This window comes from Paludibacterium paludis (genome assembly GCF_018802605.1).
GTDB lineage: Bacteria > Pseudomonadota > Gammaproteobacteria > Burkholderiales > Chromobacteriaceae > Paludibacterium > Paludibacterium paludis.
The window spans coordinates 2,382,153-2,398,761 of sequence record NZ_CP069161.1 but is presented as its reverse complement, the minus strand read 5'-3'; the positions used below and the strand labels follow the sequence as shown (position 1 = coordinate 2,398,761).

The 16,609-nt window shown below is 68.5% G+C and carries 7 protein-coding genes; all 7 read right to left on the bottom strand.

What is annotated here, in order from left to right:
* Positions 1–161: 161 nt before the first annotated feature.
* From JNO50_RS10840 to JNO50_RS10810, 7 genes are read right to left on the bottom strand one after another with little or no spacing between them, the layout of a single operon-like run.
* A complete protein-coding gene (locus JNO50_RS10840) occupies positions 162–797 on the bottom strand; it encodes an eCIS core domain-containing protein (RefSeq protein ID WP_189533182.1) in 636 nt (211 codons plus the stop codon).
* A 2-nt stretch (positions 798–799) separates the two neighbouring features.
* Positions 800–3,403: a putative Ig domain-containing protein gene (locus JNO50_RS10835; protein ID WP_189533180.1), complete on the bottom strand. Its 2,604-nt coding sequence runs from the start codon at positions 3,401–3,403 to the stop codon at positions 800–802.
* On the bottom strand, positions 3,400–4,746 hold the full coding sequence (locus tag JNO50_RS10830; protein WP_189533178.1) for an ATP-binding protein: 1,347 nt from the start codon (positions 4,744–4,746) through the stop codon (positions 3,400–3,402). The genes JNO50_RS10835 and JNO50_RS10830 overlap by 4 nt, the downstream gene beginning before the upstream one ends.
* Complete coding sequence (locus tag JNO50_RS10825) at positions 4,730–9,277, bottom strand: contractile injection system tape measure protein (protein WP_189533176.1); 4,548 nt, start codon at positions 9,275–9,277, stop codon at positions 4,730–4,732. The genes JNO50_RS10830 and JNO50_RS10825 overlap by 17 nt, the downstream gene beginning before the upstream one ends.
* Entirely contained in the window at positions 9,274–11,763 is a 2,490-nt protein-coding gene (locus JNO50_RS10820) for a hypothetical protein (RefSeq protein WP_189533174.1), read from the bottom strand. Before JNO50_RS10820 ends, JNO50_RS10825 begins: the two co-directional genes overlap by 4 nt.
* Positions 11,760–12,578: a hypothetical protein gene (locus tag JNO50_RS10815; RefSeq protein ID WP_189533172.1), complete on the bottom strand. Its 819-nt coding sequence runs from the start codon at positions 12,576–12,578 to the stop codon at positions 11,760–11,762. The genes JNO50_RS10820 and JNO50_RS10815 overlap by 4 nt, the downstream gene beginning before the upstream one ends.
* Positions 12,575–16,609 (bottom strand): baseplate J/gp47 family protein, encoded by a 4,035-nt coding sequence (locus tag JNO50_RS10810; protein WP_189533170.1) that lies wholly within the window; start codon positions 16,607–16,609, stop codon positions 12,575–12,577. Before JNO50_RS10810 ends, JNO50_RS10815 begins: the two co-directional genes overlap by 4 nt.

Sequence of the window (16,609 nt, the reverse complement as noted above, 5' to 3'; positions counted from 1 at the left end):
CCTTCCCTCCTCTGGAGCTGTTTTGTAGTTGTCCTTTATAAGAGTTAAAGCTTCGTTAAAATTTTTTTGTGCATTATTCCGCTCGTATATTTCTGGGTTGGATTTTTCTTGGTTGGATTTTTCTTTGTTATTTTGCAGGGTTTCTTTTAATATTTTTAGAGTTACGTCATCTTTCTCTTTGTAAGTGTTTTTTTTATTTTTTTGTTAGGTGTTTTGGTTTTGTTATCGACCTCCTTGTTGTTTCTCTTTTTGCCCGTTTCTTCCTTTTTATTGGACATTTGGATGATGTTTTTGTTGTGAAATTGATAAATTTCTTTTTTCGAGGTATCCATATTGATTGGCTGTAGTGCTTTCTCTCCAGCTACATTGGCTTCTTTTTCTAATTTATTTTCATCATTCAATAGAATGTTAGCTTGCATCTGTACCGTCGGCCTGACGCGTCCCTGTTTCTGCTGAACCACATGCCAGGCTTCGTGGGGCAGGTGTTTGTCCTGTCCCGGTCCCAGGTAGATGTCGCTGCCTTGCGCATAGGCGTGGGCGTTCAGTTGCGCGGGCTTGTCCGAGTTGCGGTGCACGCGTACGTCGCCCATGTCCAGGCCCGAAAGGTTTTCAATGCCGTGCCTCAGTTGAGCGGGTAGGCCGTTGGGGTGCGTGTCGGCTTGCAGTTGCGCCAGCCGTTCTCCTTGCGCGAGCTGGCGCGGGCTTTCGTCGACCTGCCGTTGCAGCGCGCCTTTGGGCTGACGGGGGGCATCATGGGTGTCGGTGCTTGTCCGGGGGGCGTGTTCACGGGCTTTCATGGTCACGGTTTCTCCACTTTCGGCTTGAGCAGCGGGATGAGCAGGCTCAGGATGACCGCGGCGAGCACGGCGACGAGCAGGTAGGTGCTCAGGCCGAGGCGCACGAGGTCGGGGTCGCAGGACATCAGTAACGTGCCGATGACGATGGGGACGATCGCGATGGCGATCAGGTAGAGCTGATAGGGCCGCCCCAGGGCGCGTACTCGGCAGGAGACGGCGTACAGCAGGAGCGAGACGAGGCCCGCCGCGAGAAACAGTCCGAACAGCGCGCGCAACGGCCAGCGCCAGTCGCATACCACGGTGCAGACAGGGGTCTCGGGCGACTCGTTGCCCAGAATGACGCTTTGCACGGACTGCGCGAAAAACGCCGCGAGCTTCGCGTCGGCTTCGGGTTTGGGCCACAGCGCCATACCGCCGAAGTTGTCCGAGAAGTAGGCCATGTCGTCCTTCAGCGGCTGCTCGGGAACGCTGCCCAGCGAGACCAGCGGCAGCACCTTGCGCAAGAACACCCGGCGGTTGTTGCCGGGCAGGGCGGGCGAGAGCTCCGCCAGTTCACGCAGCGCTTTCTTGGTGTCGTTGACCGGTTCGGGCAGCAACACCACGTAGTGCAAAGTCAGATTGGTGCGCCCGGTTTCGCCGTTCTTCCCGGCGAGAATGCGCCGGTTGTCGATCCTTGGATCCTCGGCGAGCAGGAGGTAGCTGAACAGCTTGTCGATGGTCCAGGCGGGGGCGCCGGTCTGACCGGGCTTGTCCGCTTGGCGCAGCCCGAGAAGATCGTTGCCGTTGACGACGAGTGAGAGGGTGTAGGCGCGCCCGCCCTTGCGCAGCTCTTCGATCAGCGCCTTGATCAGCGCGTCGCGGAAGGCGTCGAACTCCGCATAGCCGTCGTCGCCCGGCGCCGGAATCTGATCGAGGTACAGCACGATGCCATCGGCCAGGCGCGCTGCGCCATTGCCCGGCACGCGGTCCTGCCAGTTCGCGCCGAATCGCTCGAGCGGGGTATCGGCCAACAGCCTCGCTTCGGCCGCCGCGGTCTGGGCGATCAGCGCGCGTTTCGCCTCGGACAGCCTGCGCAGGAACACCCAGTCCCGGCGGTACAGCGTCAGGTCGAGTTTGCTGCCGAATCGGCGCACCGCCCGGAAAAACTCGAGCTCTTCCGCTCCCGGTTTCAAGGGCGTGACGTGGCCTTCCTCATCGAACGGTTGGGCGAGGGTAAGGATCCGCTCGTAAAGGCTGAAATCGAGCGGCAGGCTTTTCGGGGGAAGGTGCCAGCCGGGGAAGAACCCGACCACCTTGCCCTGTTGCGCGCTCATCAGACAATTGCAGCCGGTGGCGCGCCACGCCGGCACGGCGGCCGGACGGAACGGGTGCGTTTGCCGGGCCGCGTCGATGAGCCAAGCGCGCACCTTCGGCGGCATCAGCCGCCGCGGCAGATCGCGCCAGCTGACGTGCCCGGGAGGCACGACGACGGGCGGCGCGGCGCGGGGTGTCAGCCACGCGGTGCGGCACAGCGTTTGCCATTGCCGCGGGGTCGGCGAGGCAAGGCGCTTTTCCTGGGCGGCGCGGTTGGTCAGTTCCGCGGCGAAACGGCACACTTTCGCGTCCAGCGCCGCCGCGAAGAGGTCGCGGCCGGGATACTCCACACCGACCAACGGCGTCAGGATCTGCCGCAACTGCGCCACCGCCGCCTCGCTCAGCTCGCCGATACCCGGCTCTTCGGGAATGGCGGGTTTGGGCGGTGGTTTGACGGTAATCGGCGCGGCCCGGACCGGCGCCGTCGCCTGCATGACACCGAATTCGTCCGGATCGTCGCCCGGCAGCGGCGCGGTCGGGTCGATATTCGCCAGCGGAATCAGCGAGCCCGCCGGGCCGATCGGCAGCATCATCCTGGCGGCGGGTACCGGGCGTGGCGGAGCCGTGGCGGGGGCGGACGCGGCAAGGGATGGCGCCTCGTCCGCTTTCGCGTCGCTCGCGTTGCCGGCGGGTTTGGGCTTGCCGGGCTTGATCGAAGCGAGCGTCGACTGGCCGAGCAGATAGCTGACGAACACATCCTGCGGTGCCAGGATCGCTCCGGCGCTGCGGTCCGGCAGCGCCTCGATGACGCGCTGAGCCGGCGCGGAAGCGGCGGGCGTGGACGCGGGGCGCGGACGCGGTTTGGGCTCCGTCACGCTCAGGGAAAACCGCTGGCGCAGCACCTGCCCCGACTGGTCGCGCAATTCCACGGTGAATTCGTGGCGTCCGGCCGATCCGCTGTTGCCGACCACATTGCCGTCCTGGGTCAGCAGGATGCCCGCCGGCAGCCCTTCGCCGACCTCCAGGAAGCGGTAGGGCGGTTTGCCGCCTTGCGGCTGGAAACGGTACAGATAGGGACGGTCCTTGCGCGCCGCGGGCAGGGCGGTGACGCGCGACTTGCGCAGGCTCAGGGCTTCCACACCCGGCAAGCACGCGCCGGCCGGCGGCGAGGCATCCACGCGATACCGGCAGGATTTCGTCATTGTCAGCGGTAACGGTTGCGCCACCGGTTCATCCGGCGACGAGCGGGCTGACAGCGCAAGGCACATCATCACCAGCCCCGCCAGCCGGATAGCGTTGCGTTTGCCGGTCATGACAGTCTCCCTTCCTTGCGCATCTCGCGCGCGAGACCGTCTTCGATATGGCGCATCGCGAGCCGCGTTTCGCCTTCGCAGGAGGCCTGCAACACGGCGAAAGCGAGCGCGTTGACCATCGAACCGCCGGACAGCTCATGGTTCCGGGCGAGTTTCGGCAGGTCGATATCGTCGCCGAGCCTTTCGGGCCGGCACAGGTTGCGCCACAGGCAGAGGCGCTGGGCGGCATCGGGAATGGGGAAATAAATCATGGCTTGAAAACGCCGGGAAAAGGCTTCGTCGATATTGCCGCGCAGGTTGCTCGCCAGGATCACCATCCCGGGAAAATCCTCCACGCGTTGCAAAAGATAGGCCACTTCCTGGTTGGCGTGGCGGTCATTACTGTTGGTGGTGGCGGTGCGTTTGCCGAACAGCGCGTCCGCCTCATCGAAAAACAGGATCCAGCGCCGGTTCTGCGCTTGGTCGAACACGCGCGCGAGGTTCTTTTCGGTTTCACCGATGTACTTGGACACCACCATGGACAAATCGACCCGGTAAACGTCCAGGCCGGCGCTCTGGCCGAGCAGCGTGGCGGTGAGCGTCTTGCCGGTGCCGGGTGGTCCGTAGAACAGGCAGCGGTAACCGGGCTTGACCGCCCGCCCCAGGCCCCATTCGTTCATCAGCGCCGGACCGCGTTCAAGCCAGGCGCGCACAATGCCGATCTCGTCCAACGTGTCGGGCGCGAGCACCAGGTCATCCCACCCCAGAGCCGATTCGACCAGTTTGGCGGGAAACCGGGCGTTGTAATCCGGCTTGTGCCACACGCCTGACTGCAATCGTTGCAGGGCTTCGGCGCTGACCTCCAGAAGCGCGCTCAACTGCGGCTCTCCGCCCACGTCGCCGTCAAGCCGCACAATGCCTTCGCGCGCGAACGGATGACGGGTGTCAAAGAGCTCGAGCAGCGCGATGCGTTCGGCGAGGTTGCCACCCGCCGCCAGAAAGGCCGCTGTTTCTCCGCTGGGCAGGAATCCCGCATGGCGTTGCGACCGGGTGCCGCCGAACTCGCTGAATCCGCGGTCGAAATGGGTGTTTTTCACGAAGAACAGATCGAGCGCTTGCGGGCGCAGGTGTGGCGCCAGCGCGAGCGCCAGCACCAGGCGCTCGCGCGCGCCAAGACCGAGTCTCGTCACCATCTCCGCCAGCGCGCTGCCGTCCGGCAGCGTCGGAGGGGGCATCGCGGAAACATCGGCGGCGCTGTCGGCGAAATGCTGCCGGAACCGTTCGGCCAGCACGGTTTCCAGCCAATCAAGCTCGAGCCGCAGCGCTTCGGCGTGCAAGGCGAGTGTCTCAGCGCCAGTCGACATGCAGCACCTCCCGCATCCAGGGCAGCTTGATCGTGGAATAAGACCAGGGCAGACGGTCCAGCAGCATGTCGAACGGCCCGGGTTTGACCGTCAACCGCCAGCGGGCTCCCGCCTCGCCATCCTCCCGGGCAAGCCGCCCCTCGCGCTGCAGAAAGGTCTCCCGCAGGCCATCCGGCGAGGTGTTGCCGAGGATTGTCCAGTGGGCGATCACGGCGAGCAGCAAACTGTCCAGCAAGGCGCGCGTGGCGTCGTCCAGCGGCCCATCATCGACCACCGGCTCGGAAAACGGCATGCCGCACAGCAGCTTGGGCAGCACCCATTCCGGTTCGCTGCCGCTGTCGTGCCCGTCGACGAGATAGGCGAGGCAGCGCACCGCCCGTGAACGGGCCATACCGTCCCGGAAACCCGATTCGTCGAGCAGCTCCAGTCGGCCGAACAAGCGTTGGCTGTAATTGGCGAGCAGCACGATACCGGCGTTGAGCAGCGAATGGCAGCCGGCTTCGTCGGCGATGTCGGACCCCGTGTTGTCAGGCACGGGGCCGGACGCTTGCCGCAGCTCGGCCGCATCGGGCGCGCGGCGCAACGCGTTCTGGTGAAACAGCGCGCCTTCGCGTCCGGGCGCGATGATCTCGCCGCGGGCGGCGAGCGCGCGGAACAGGGCGCCGAGCGTGGCGGCGAACGACCAGGCCGCCTGGCCGCGTTCGGCCAGATCCTCGCGGCACAGGTGGAGCGCATAACGCCGGACCATGAGATCGGGCGACGGCGGCAGTCCGTTCAACAGCAGATGCTCCCCGAGAAACGCCCAGTGGCTCGCCAGCCGCGCCCGGGCCGGGCGGTCGGGGCGCAAGCGCGCCTGCGCGGCGAACAGCGCGCGGCTGCAACGGCGCAGCAGGCCGGCATCGTCGGGAAACAGGACGGTGAGCAGCGCCTGGCGTTGTCTGGGCCGCGTGGCGGACTCCCAGGCACGGTAGAGATCCGGATCGGCGAGCCACAGGGCCACCCGCAGGCGCTCCTCGGCGCGGCGTTGCGCCGAGGGGCGGGCGGCAAAACCGAGCACGCGCTCGAGCCGGTTATCCCGCGCTTCGGCCTGCGGGACCTCGGCGCGCGCCACCGTCCGCTCCGCGGCGGGGCGCCCTAGCCGCTGCACCAGCGAGCCGCCCCGCCGGAAGGCCCGCGACACCCGGGCCGGAACCGCTCCGGCGTGTTCCGCCGACGATACCGCGCGGGCGAGCGCCGAGAACGCCTCGTGATCATTGGCGAAGCGGGGGGCGGTCGCTTCGCGCAGCGCGCGCGCATAGCTCTGCGCGACCTGACCTTCCTGCGCCTGCGCGGCCATCGTGATCAGGCGGGCATGCAGCGCCTGGCGACGGTGTTCCGGCCAGCCGGGCAACAGCCGGGCCAGCGCCGAGGCGAACAAGAGCGGGGCTCCGGGCGTGGAGGGGGGAGCATCCGGCGCATGACGCATGCCCGCGGCGGGATGATGGCCGTTCGCGTCCTGCGCCTGTGCGGCGACGGCTCCGTCATCATGCCCGGGGCGGCCCGCGCCCGAAGCATTGCCGACATCCCGAGCCGGGAGTGGAACCGGCCCGGTTCGCGGTTTCCACGCTGTTGTGCCGCCGTCGGTCGGCGCGCCCGTATCGGACAACCGCGTGTGCCGGTGCGTTGCCCTGACATCCGATGGCTCGTCATTTTCATCATGCCGCACGGCCGGCAAACCGGTTTTGCCATGACGCGACCCGGTGGTCGCCGTTGGCTGACGGGGTGCGCCCTCCAGTGGCCGAGGCCGCGCCGTTTCGTCGCTGTCGGAGCCCGGGGCATGGCGCATCGCGATGGCATTGTCGGCCGGGTCGCCGTGCTCGCTGTCGGGAACAGACCGCTGGCGCGCCAGGTCCGCAACGGGGCGGGGTGCGTTCGGGGTCACGGCCCCGGAAACCGGCGGATTCACTCTTGCATATCGTGACTGCCTGCTGGAGGCGGCGCGATATCGCGCCGCGGGAAACGACGGGTCTTGCCGTGGGTCGGTCGCCAGTCCGGACCGTTCCCGCGGGGTTGGCGCCGGGGCGGGACACTCCGGGACATTTCCCGTCCCCGGTTTTTCCCCGCCATTGCCCGGAACATGAGGGAGCATGCCGTTTTCCGCCTCCATACCGGGAGCCGGCGCTGCGGCAACGGGCCGGGCCGGGGCGGGGGCTCCGCGGGATAGCGTTGCCTGCGGTCTTCCGTCCACACCCTCGTGGCGCACCGATCCGTGGTCATCCGGGGACGCGCAGGATTCGCCGTCGGTCAGCCGGGGACGGGATTCGGCACCGGTCATGTCATTCTGGTCGCCGTCCGGAACGAAATGGCGGGAGATGTCCCGCCGGTTTTCTTGCCGGCCGGGCGTCGAGGCCGGGTGCAAAGAGGGTGGCATGGTTTCCCGGTGGCGAGCCCCGGTGGAGTGACGCTTCGGCCGCGCTCCGGACAGTGCGTCAGCCGCGTGTTCGATGGTCGGGTCAGGGAGGCCGGTTAGCCGGGAAGGCGGAGCACGGCGGCCGGCATCGGCGGGCTCTTCCGCCGGCTCTACCCGTCGTCGCGCGGCGGCGACATCCGGCGCCGCGGCCGCCCGGTTGTCGGAAACGGGGGTTCCCGTGGTGTCCGTCCGCCTATTTTGCCTTGCAGGGGGAGGGACGGCCACGCAGAGGTGGCCCGGATTCGCCGTCACGGCTTGCGCTGCGGCGGGTTGTGCGGCGTGGTCCGTGTTTCCGCCGGCCGGACGCCCGAAAATAACGTCGAGTCCTTGCCGCACGCGCTCGATGGCCGGAGATCCCTCGGACGGCATGGCAACGCCCAGTCGGCCGAGCCACCCCCGGAGGATATCGGCTTCGGCGGGTTTTTTGTCGCTTTGTCCCCGCTGGTGCAAGGCGGTGGCCCAGAGCCAGACCACCCGTCGCCGGTCGCGCAATGCTCCTGGCCGGTCGGCCAGCGCGGCGCACCGGGCGATCATGCGAGGCAGCAGGGCGGTGTCCCGGTCAGGATCGAGCAGCGCGAGCAGGGCTTCCACCTGTCGCCGCGGCCAGTGTCCGGCGACGTATTCGCACCAGGCGAGGCGAGAGATGAACGGCCGCAGGGCGAGGCGTCGGGCGCGTGGAGGATGGGCGCGCGCGGCCATCAATACCGGTTCGGGCAGCCATGCGCTGGCGGTGGCGATCCCCGGTTCCCGCGTGGCGGAGGAGTCGTCGGGAGGCGCGAGGTTTTCCTGGGCCAGCTGTTCCACCAGTCGGTCGAAGCGCCAGGCGGCCGTCAGCGGATCCGTTTCCGTCGTCGCGCGCCAGTACGGTACGCCGTCCGGCGCCAGGGCGGCGATGAGGCGCCGCCGCGCGATGACGCCAAGGCGGGCGAAGCAGCCCGCCCGGGTTTTACGGACAAGCAGCCGGGACGCCAAATGCGCGCGCAGCCGCTCGGCGGCAAGCTCGCCAAGCTCGGCGAGGAGGGCGATAAGACGGCCTTCGTCGGGTCCCGTCCCGCTGTCCAGTTCGTTATCCAGCCGTCTGAGCAGCACATCGGAACGGGACGGGGAAGCATCGTTTTTCGGTGATCTTTGCGCGGGGCTAGCGGGAAACCGGGCGGGGTCTCGCATGCCGGACCGCGCCAGGGGACTGCCCTGCGCGAAGAGCAGCGCGCTGAGCAGTCGCGGACCCAATTCGCTGCCGGGGCGCGGTCCGGTCCGGCGCTCGATGACCGGCGTGGCGCGGCCCAGCATCCGGCCCAGCGCCCCGGCCAGTTCGTCCTGCAGGCGGCGTATCCGCTCTTCCCCCAGCCGGCCGGCATTCAGCCCCCACAGCGCGCTGAGCGCCGAGCGGCGCCAGGCCTGCCGCAACCGGTCGGCCTGATAACCGCCGAGCTTGCCGCGGGCTTGCAGCGGTTCGACGATCTGCCGGTCGATCAGCATCAGGCTGTCCGCGAGCTCCGTGTGCCGGACGGCGATCAGTGCCTGGAGCCCATGATGGGGCGCGATCCGGCCCAGGCGTTCCAGTACGCGTTCCGGCTGGGGTATTGCCTGCAGCTCGTCCCACAGCCGCGCACCGTGCTGGCGCGCCAGGTGTTCAAGCCACCCGGCAAGCTTCCTTCCCGCCACCGGATCGACCGACCAGGGCAAGTGCCCGTGCCGAAGGTAATGAAGGAAGGCATCCAGCTCCCGGTGCCCGGTCCTGACGCCCGGTGAGGTCCGTCGCGTTGGTTCGGGAGCTTCGCGAGGCAGGCGCAGCAGTTGCGTGTACAGGGATTCCTTCAGGCGTTCCGCCCATTCGGCGAAGGAAGCGTTTTCCGGGAGGCGGCCGATGTCGACCTCGAGCGTGTCGATCGTCCGGTGTCCGCCGCTTGCCGACACCCGGGTAAACACCTCGTCGATGGCGGCAAGCCCGGAACCCGAGAGAAACGCGGCGATCCGGTCAAGGTGCGCCCGGCCGGCAGCCTGCTCCGGGACGAGACTGTGCCAGTCCAGGGTTTCGATGGCGTGGCCGCCGAGAAGGGGGAGCGGAGTGTCGCGCTTCATGAGCGCTCCCCGGCGGCGTCCCACTCTCCGAAGAGCCGCAGCAGGTCGGCCGCGTGCCGGTCGTGCCCGGTGATCGCGGCGTCCACCGCGCGGCCGTGTGTCAGCGCCGCACAGTAGACCTGGCGGGCATCGAGCCAGGCGGCATAACTTCGTTCGAAGCGCGCCAGATCGCCGGCATCGGGCCAGTAGATCTGCGGCAGGATGTGCGCCGGGCAACTCTCCGCGACGGTTTCCCGCGCCAGATCCCGGAAGCTCGGATCGGCGGTACGCGCCGTCCAGCCGGGAAACACCAGCAGGATGCGGTGGGCGTACCCGGCCCGGTCCGGTTCTGTCCCATCGGCCAACGGGCGCAGCAGCACCGGTTCCACCAGATGCACGCCCTCGGCCTCGCGCTGGATATCGCAGGCGAATGCGTGCAGGTACATGGCCGGAGAGCGCACTCCGGCGCGGCCGACGCGCACATCCAGCGGCCACCAGCGGCCGTTTTCGTCGGGGCCGAGCCACAGCGGCGTATCGGCGCCGGCAAGGCGGCGATAGCGGTCTTCGTGCACCGCGCAGCGCAGCAGGGGACCGGGCAACGCGGCAAGGTCGAGCCCGGCGAAATAATGGGCGAGCCGGGCCGCGACCCGGCCAACGCGTACATCCTCGGCATACAGCGCGGCGATGCGTTCGCGTGCCGGCACCCACAGCATCAAGGGCCGCAGGTCGGACGGCGGGACCTCGCCCGGTTCGGGGCCGCGGGTTTCGCTCACGGCGCAGCCGATCGCCTCGAGCCTGGCGTTCAGCCGGCGGCTGTGCGCATGGGTGAAACCGAGCAGCAGCGCGATACGCTCGGCCAAGGGCGCGGTGTTGGACTTGCGTCCGAGCGACGGGCGGCTGTAATCGAATCCCGCCGAGCGGTCGCGGGTATGGCGCACAATGCGCAGCAGGAACTGGCGTTTGCACTCGAAAAGATGCGCCGGCCAGTCGCGCGGGCTGAAGTAGTGGCCGAACCGCTGCAGACTGTTTTGTCCGCATCCTTCGCCATGCAGCGCGAGGAGGAAGTCCAGCACGCGGCCGCGCCGCTCGAGTGCTTCGTCCGCGGCGCGCAGCGCGCGCTCCCGCGCCTCGGACGAGTTCGGGCCGAGGATCGGCAGGTGGCGGTCATCGAGCGGCTCCCACCAGTAACTGCGCTGAGCCTGGGCCGTCAGGCTGAACAGTTCGCGCAGGTGCGCGAGCTGGGCGTCGCCATGGGCGAGCCACTGCTCGAGCAGAATCAGATAGCCGCCGAACTGCGCGGCCATGCCGGCCGAAGCGGCGGGAGGGGCGTGCGCCAACTGGTAGAGGGGCGGCAGATGGTGCCAGAAGGACAGATAGCGTGACGGCGCCATGTACTGCCCGGAGGGCCGCCCGAGCGGTGCCGATACCGCGCTGGCCATGGCCGCGCCCGGGGTCTTGCCGATATTGCGCCGGTCCGCCAACTGCTCGAGCAGCGCGGCGGCATCGAGGGTCAGACGGCTGCCGCGCCGGACCACCGTCCACGAGGCGATATCGGCCGGCGTGTCCGGCCAGCGCAATTGCAGCGCCCAACCCTCGCCCTGCCAGTCGATGCCCGATTCATCGGCGTCCGGGGCATCCTCGCCAAGGGGAACGAGCGCGAGCCGATCAATGGCGTCGACTCCCTCGATGCTTTCGAGTTCGCGGGCCAGGTCGGCGAAATGCAGTCGCGGCGCCGGTTCCCGGCGCAGGTCCTCGTCGGTGATCCAGTCGTTGTGTGTGACCGGACCGTCGAACAGCGCATCGCTGTCCTCCTGCCCGTCCCGGTCTCCGAGTCGGCTCAGGCGGCTGTGCGGAGGATGACGCGGGGGCGCCATGCCGATCAGGGCGTCACACCGTTCGACCAGCTCGGCCAGTATATCCGTCAGATCCCGGCCCCCCCCTATGCCGAGCGACAGCCGTAATGCGCACCAGCGCGGTGCGAGCATGCCCGGCGGCATGGCGAGGTCCTCGGCAAGGTTGCGTGCCGACCAGAAGGCGCGCGCCGCCTCGGCGGCCAGCGCATCGCCCAGCCCGGCGGGCGCGCGCAACGCCAGACGCCAGACGCCGTCGCGTTCCGGCATGTCCACGCGCGCGTGGCGCAGCGCGGGTACGCGGTCGAGGAGATAGCGTGTCAGATCCCAGCGGGTCGCCGGTCGGCAGGGCAGCGCCTCCTCGGCGCGGTGCATGCCGTGCCGCCGGTAGTGGATGCGGCCGTCCGGCGCTGTCAGCAGATCCGCGATACGCGCCTCGGCGCCGAACACCGACCCGGTGAGCGCGAAGCACAGCGCTTCGAGCAGAGTGACGCCGGGGTCGTGATGGTTGTAATCGGTCCAGATTTCGCCGCTGAGCGACTGGGCATTACCGATGCCGCGCCGGCGCAGGTCGGCGAAGCCCAGTTCCGGGTCCTCACGCCGCCTCGGCAAACGTGGGGCGCTCGCTGCCGTATCGGTTCCGGCTTCCCGTTTCATGGTTGCAGTCCATCCATATGCGTGTCGAACCACAATTGCGTCAGGTGGACGTCGATGCGCACGCCCTCGCCGAAGTCGCACCCCGTGCGGATCTGCAGCCGGTAACGCGCGTTGCGTCCGCTGCTGCCGAACCAGCGCAATTGCAGGCGGTCGCAGCGCCGGCTGTAATAGCCGTGCGTGGCGCGGATGCCCCGCTTGCGGTTGAACAAATTGAAGATGCCGAGGGTTGGGTTGTAGGTGTTCAGGGCGATCGCGTGCAGCAGGCCGAAACGCCCCGCGCCCTGGTGCCCCGCGCCGGCCACCACCTCGAAGGCCTGGCATCCCGCGAGATCGCCGGTCAGATCCTGCCATCGGCCATTGGCCAGCAGCGGCAGGCTCACGCCGGCGGGCGGCGCCCCGCGCCGGCCATGGCTGGCCACCACCCCGGCGACGTCAAGTTGGGCGCGCGGCGACTCCGTGCCGATACCGACCAGCCCGTCCTGCGTCAGGCAGAGCCGGGCGGCCGTCGCCGCGTCGGATCCGCCCTCCGCGCCTGCGGTGTCGGGCGTCTCGCGCGATTTGACCAGCAGAGGGTCCCGCGCGCCGCCCAGCTCGAGACGCCAGGCCGGCAATTCCGGATCCTGTTCCCGGAAAAAACTGATCAGCGCGTCATAACCTTGCGGCGCGCTGACTTCGAAGCCCTGTTCGACGGATTTGCGGAACCCTTCGTCGTTCATGTTGAGCATCGAATCGATCAGGTCGCCGAAATGGTCGGCGCGCGGCAACGCGCCTTCACGGAAATGACGTTTCAGGGATTCGCGGTTGCGGATGGTCATGGTGCAGGGGAACCGGTTGAGGCCGGAGAAGGACGGCCGATAATGAAAGTGGAGCCGATTTCGAGTTGGCCGATGCCGGTCGGGGGCGTCGGCAGCGCCGTATCCTCGTCCGCCAGGATCAGGGTGTGACGGGCCGCAGGCAGCAGCAGGCTCCAGGGTTGCGCGGGATGCAGCTCGCGGCGGGCCGGGCCGGTCGTGTCGCCTTGCAGGGCGTGGTAGTGGCGATCGTTGCGCACGATATGCAGCATGGCGGCCCTGCCGACCTGCGCCACGCCGGGATGGGCGCGCAGCAGGGACTCCAGCGTTTCGGCGCGCAGGCACCAGCCGAACTGCGCGCCCGGCCCGCCCGGGTACCAGGGCGAAAGGTAGTCGAGCAACAGACGGTTCAGATCGCGCAGCATGGAGCCGTGGTGGCGGCCCTTCTCCAGTCGCAGCGTGGCTCTGACCTGCACGCGCTCGTAAGCGGCGTTGCGCACCACGATCGCGGCGCCCGCGGCGGCCCGGTGTTCGAGAAAATCCTGCATTTCGTCCAGGGTGGCGGCATCGAAGCCCGGCGCGGCGGTGTGGTCGGGCGGCTCGCCGTTGCGCGGATCCGGGACCACCACCACCAGGGTTTGTCCGGGAGCCCGGTCCGGACGACGGGAGCCCAGCCCTGACTCGTCGCCCAGGGTCGGCAGGTGGTGGGCGAAGCACTTTACCTTGAATACGCCAGGGAAGGCCTCCAGCAGCAGCCGCTCATAGTCCCAGGGGGTTTGAGCGCGCCGTTTGTGGCGCAGGCGTTCCGCGGCGCGCGTGCGCAAATCCTCGGAAGTTTCCTGCCGCCGCCGACCTTCGGAAGGACCGGCCTGCAGGACGCCGGCCAGACCGGGGATGCCTTGCTCCGGCGTGGCGATGACGCCGGCCGCGAGCGGATCGCAGGCTGTCCCGACCCGGGTGGCGGTCACCGCATGCGCGTGCACGCCGTGCAGACCTGCCAACTGTTCGAAACCCCAGTCCGCGCCAAGCCGCAGCCAGTAGTGATCGCCCGGCAGCGCGGTGCAGCCGCGGCTCATGCCGGGCGGCAGATCAAGCACGATGATGCCCGAACGGCGCAGCCCTCGCGTGCCGTCGGCCAACTGATCGTGTGGCGCCAGCTCATGCCAGACGCCGGCCCGCCATACGGACCAGTGCAGACGGGGCGCGGTGTCCAGCCAGCGTTCGGCGGCCACTTCCTTGCGCAGATGGAAATACAGGCTCAGTGCGCCTTGCGGGTCGTCGCCATCGAGTCCGATGTAAAGCTGTCCGTCGTGAGCGACCGCCGGCAGTAGCGGGGGATGGCGGCCGGCGCCGCTGGCCGCGATGCCCGGAAGACCGAACGGGTGTAGATGGTAAACCGTGTGCGCGAGGCTGTCCGGATCACGGACCGCGGATCCTTGCGCCGTGTCCGCGGTCAGCGGGATATCCTGGGTGGCGCGGTAGTCGAGAGTCAGGGACTCCAGCGTGGGAGTGTAGGGTTCGCGCGGAACGGGGCCGGGACGCTTGCGTCGCGCGTTGAGCGTCAGCGCCGCGGTCAAGAGGGACGGGTATTCGGCGTGCCCGAAGGCGCCGGAGGGCGAGATCAGCTCGAACCGGAAAAAACCGTTGCGGCTGTCAAGACCGAAACCGAAGGGCTGGCCGGCGGGCGGCGGCGCTACGGCACGCTGGTCGTTGAGCAGTGTCTCGACCGGAAACTCCAGCACCTGACGGCTCAATGGGCGCCGCCCGTGGCGGTCGGCGCCGAACAGGGGCAGTCCGTCGCCCGGCGCGGTGCGCCACTGGCCATCCGCCAGCACGCGCGCGTTCACCCGGAAGGCGCCGGCATGCCCCGATCCGGGATAGTTGGCGTAATGACCGGCAAATCCGTCCGGTCCGGACGGCAGCCCCGCCCAGGCGAGCCGCAGGCGCAGGGCGCTCAGCGATTTGCCGATCAGTTCGCGTCCGCCGAGCACGATATAACTGCCGAGGGCCGGAAGCGGGCCGAACGGCTGAAAGGGTTTCGAGGGATCGAGCCGGCCGGACGGGTTGTAAAGCACGATGTCGCGCAGCCCTTCGACGGCCACCTCGAGGTTCAACTCCTGAAGCCGGTACTGGCGCAGGAGGCTGTAGGCGTAAAGCGGAGTGCGGGTCGACAGATTCAGTTGCAGAACGGGACGGGCCGGCCAGTGCGCGCCGTGCGTTTGCGCGCCGCACGCGTCGATCGGTGGCTCGGACGGATCGAGGCGCAGGGAGATATCCAGCGCGCCGCGTATTTCATTCGCCTCCTGGCCGCGCGGTCTGGCCATGAACACCCGGTCGAGGGTCAGCCAGCCTTGCGCCGTGCTCAGACGGGCGTCCCATACCCCGGAAAACACCCGCTGAAAAATCAGTTCGCGATCCGGCGACAGGGCGTCGTTGCCGTGCGGCGCGAAGATCAGGCTCAAGGGGTCGTCAAGCTGGACATCGGCGGCCGCTCCGGCGCCCGGCAGCCGCGCGGCGTGCCGGCGCAACGCGGCAAGGTCGGGTTGCCGAAGCGTCTCGCCGCCCGCCGCCAGCCAGACCGCGAAAAGCCGGCCGAGCCGTTCGGCGAACCGGTCGGTGTCCTGGCAGGCGAGGCAAGATTCGATCAGGAACGCGAGCCAGACATCCGTACCGAACCGCTCCGAACGTTGCCAGGAGGCGCGCGCCATGACGTCCGGGTCGAGCGCCGCCGGCGGGGGGCCGGGACGCGAGCGCGGTGGAGCGTGCAGGGTTTCGTGCCGGGCGTAGCGGGCGTAGGCGGCGGCGAGCCAGTCGGCTCCGCGCCGGGCGGGGTTCACCCGTAGCAGTTGGCGCAGCGCCGCGTCGTCATCCGACGGATGGGAAAGCCTCAGGCGCAGACGCACTTCGCGCCGTCCTTCCTTGAGCTGCAACAGCGGCGAGGCGATCGCCAGACCGAATACCGCGTCGGCGGCGCGGGAGGCGGAACCCCTGGCCTGCCCGCCCAATAGTGGCCACCATGGCGCGGCGGGAACGTTCACCGTTTCGGGCGCCTGCAGCGGCAGCGTTTCAACCTTGATCCGGGTGGCGTAGCCGAACTCGCGTTCGGGAGAGATCGCCGGATCGCGCTCCGCGCGCAAGGCGCACAAGGCCGCCACCTGCGTGTCGCCCGCCTCGAGCGCATGATCGGCCGTCACAACGGCCGGCCGGCCCCCGGCGTCCTTGCCGCCGCTAAAGCGGGCGCCGGCTTCGATGCGCAGCGTGCCCGGATGCCGGGGCGAGCGCCGCAGCAGCAGATGCACCCGTTCGGCGCGGGACGGCCGGGCCGACAGGCGCAGCACGTCACGGTAATAGAAGTCGACCAGCCGGTCCGGGATCCGGTTGATCACGGCGCGGCTGTCCTGCGCCAGTTGCAGGGCGGCGAGCAACAGCCCCATGGCCGGATCGTGACGGCCGCTGTGCAGGCTGGCGCGGAAAGCCTCGTGCGCCGCATCCTGCTGCGCCGCGATGGTTTGTGTCAAGGCCATGGCGCCGCGGCGCAGCCATTGACGGCGCGCCGTTTCTTCCGCCATTTCGCCCCCTTGCGCCGCGACACCGTCGCGCCGTTCCCAGACCGGCCGCAGCCGGGAAGGTCCATGGTCGCACAGGCGCAGGCATTCGCCGACGGGCACGGCGGCTTTTTGCTCGATGCGGTAGCGCAATGACCGGCCGATCTCGCGCGCGGCCGGCGAAGCGGCGTCGCCCAGGCGCCGGCACCAGTCGTCGCAGCGCGCGATGAGGTCCCGGGCGTCCTGCCACAGACGCGTCTCGTCGTCCCAGTCGAGCCTGTCAAGAAACGCCTGCAGCCATGCGCCGGCGGGAAAAGCGGCAAGGTCCGCCAGCACAAAGGCTTCGTCCCGGCGCAGCACGGTATCCCAGGTGTTTTCGTCAAAAGGCAGACCGGCGGCATCCAGCAAGGTCAGCCGTGTCCGCTGGGCGAGGCTCCATTCGTCGGGCAGGACATACCCGGGGCGCAAGGCGTCCGGGAGTCGCTGCTGTTGTTCGGTGCCGTGTCGCAT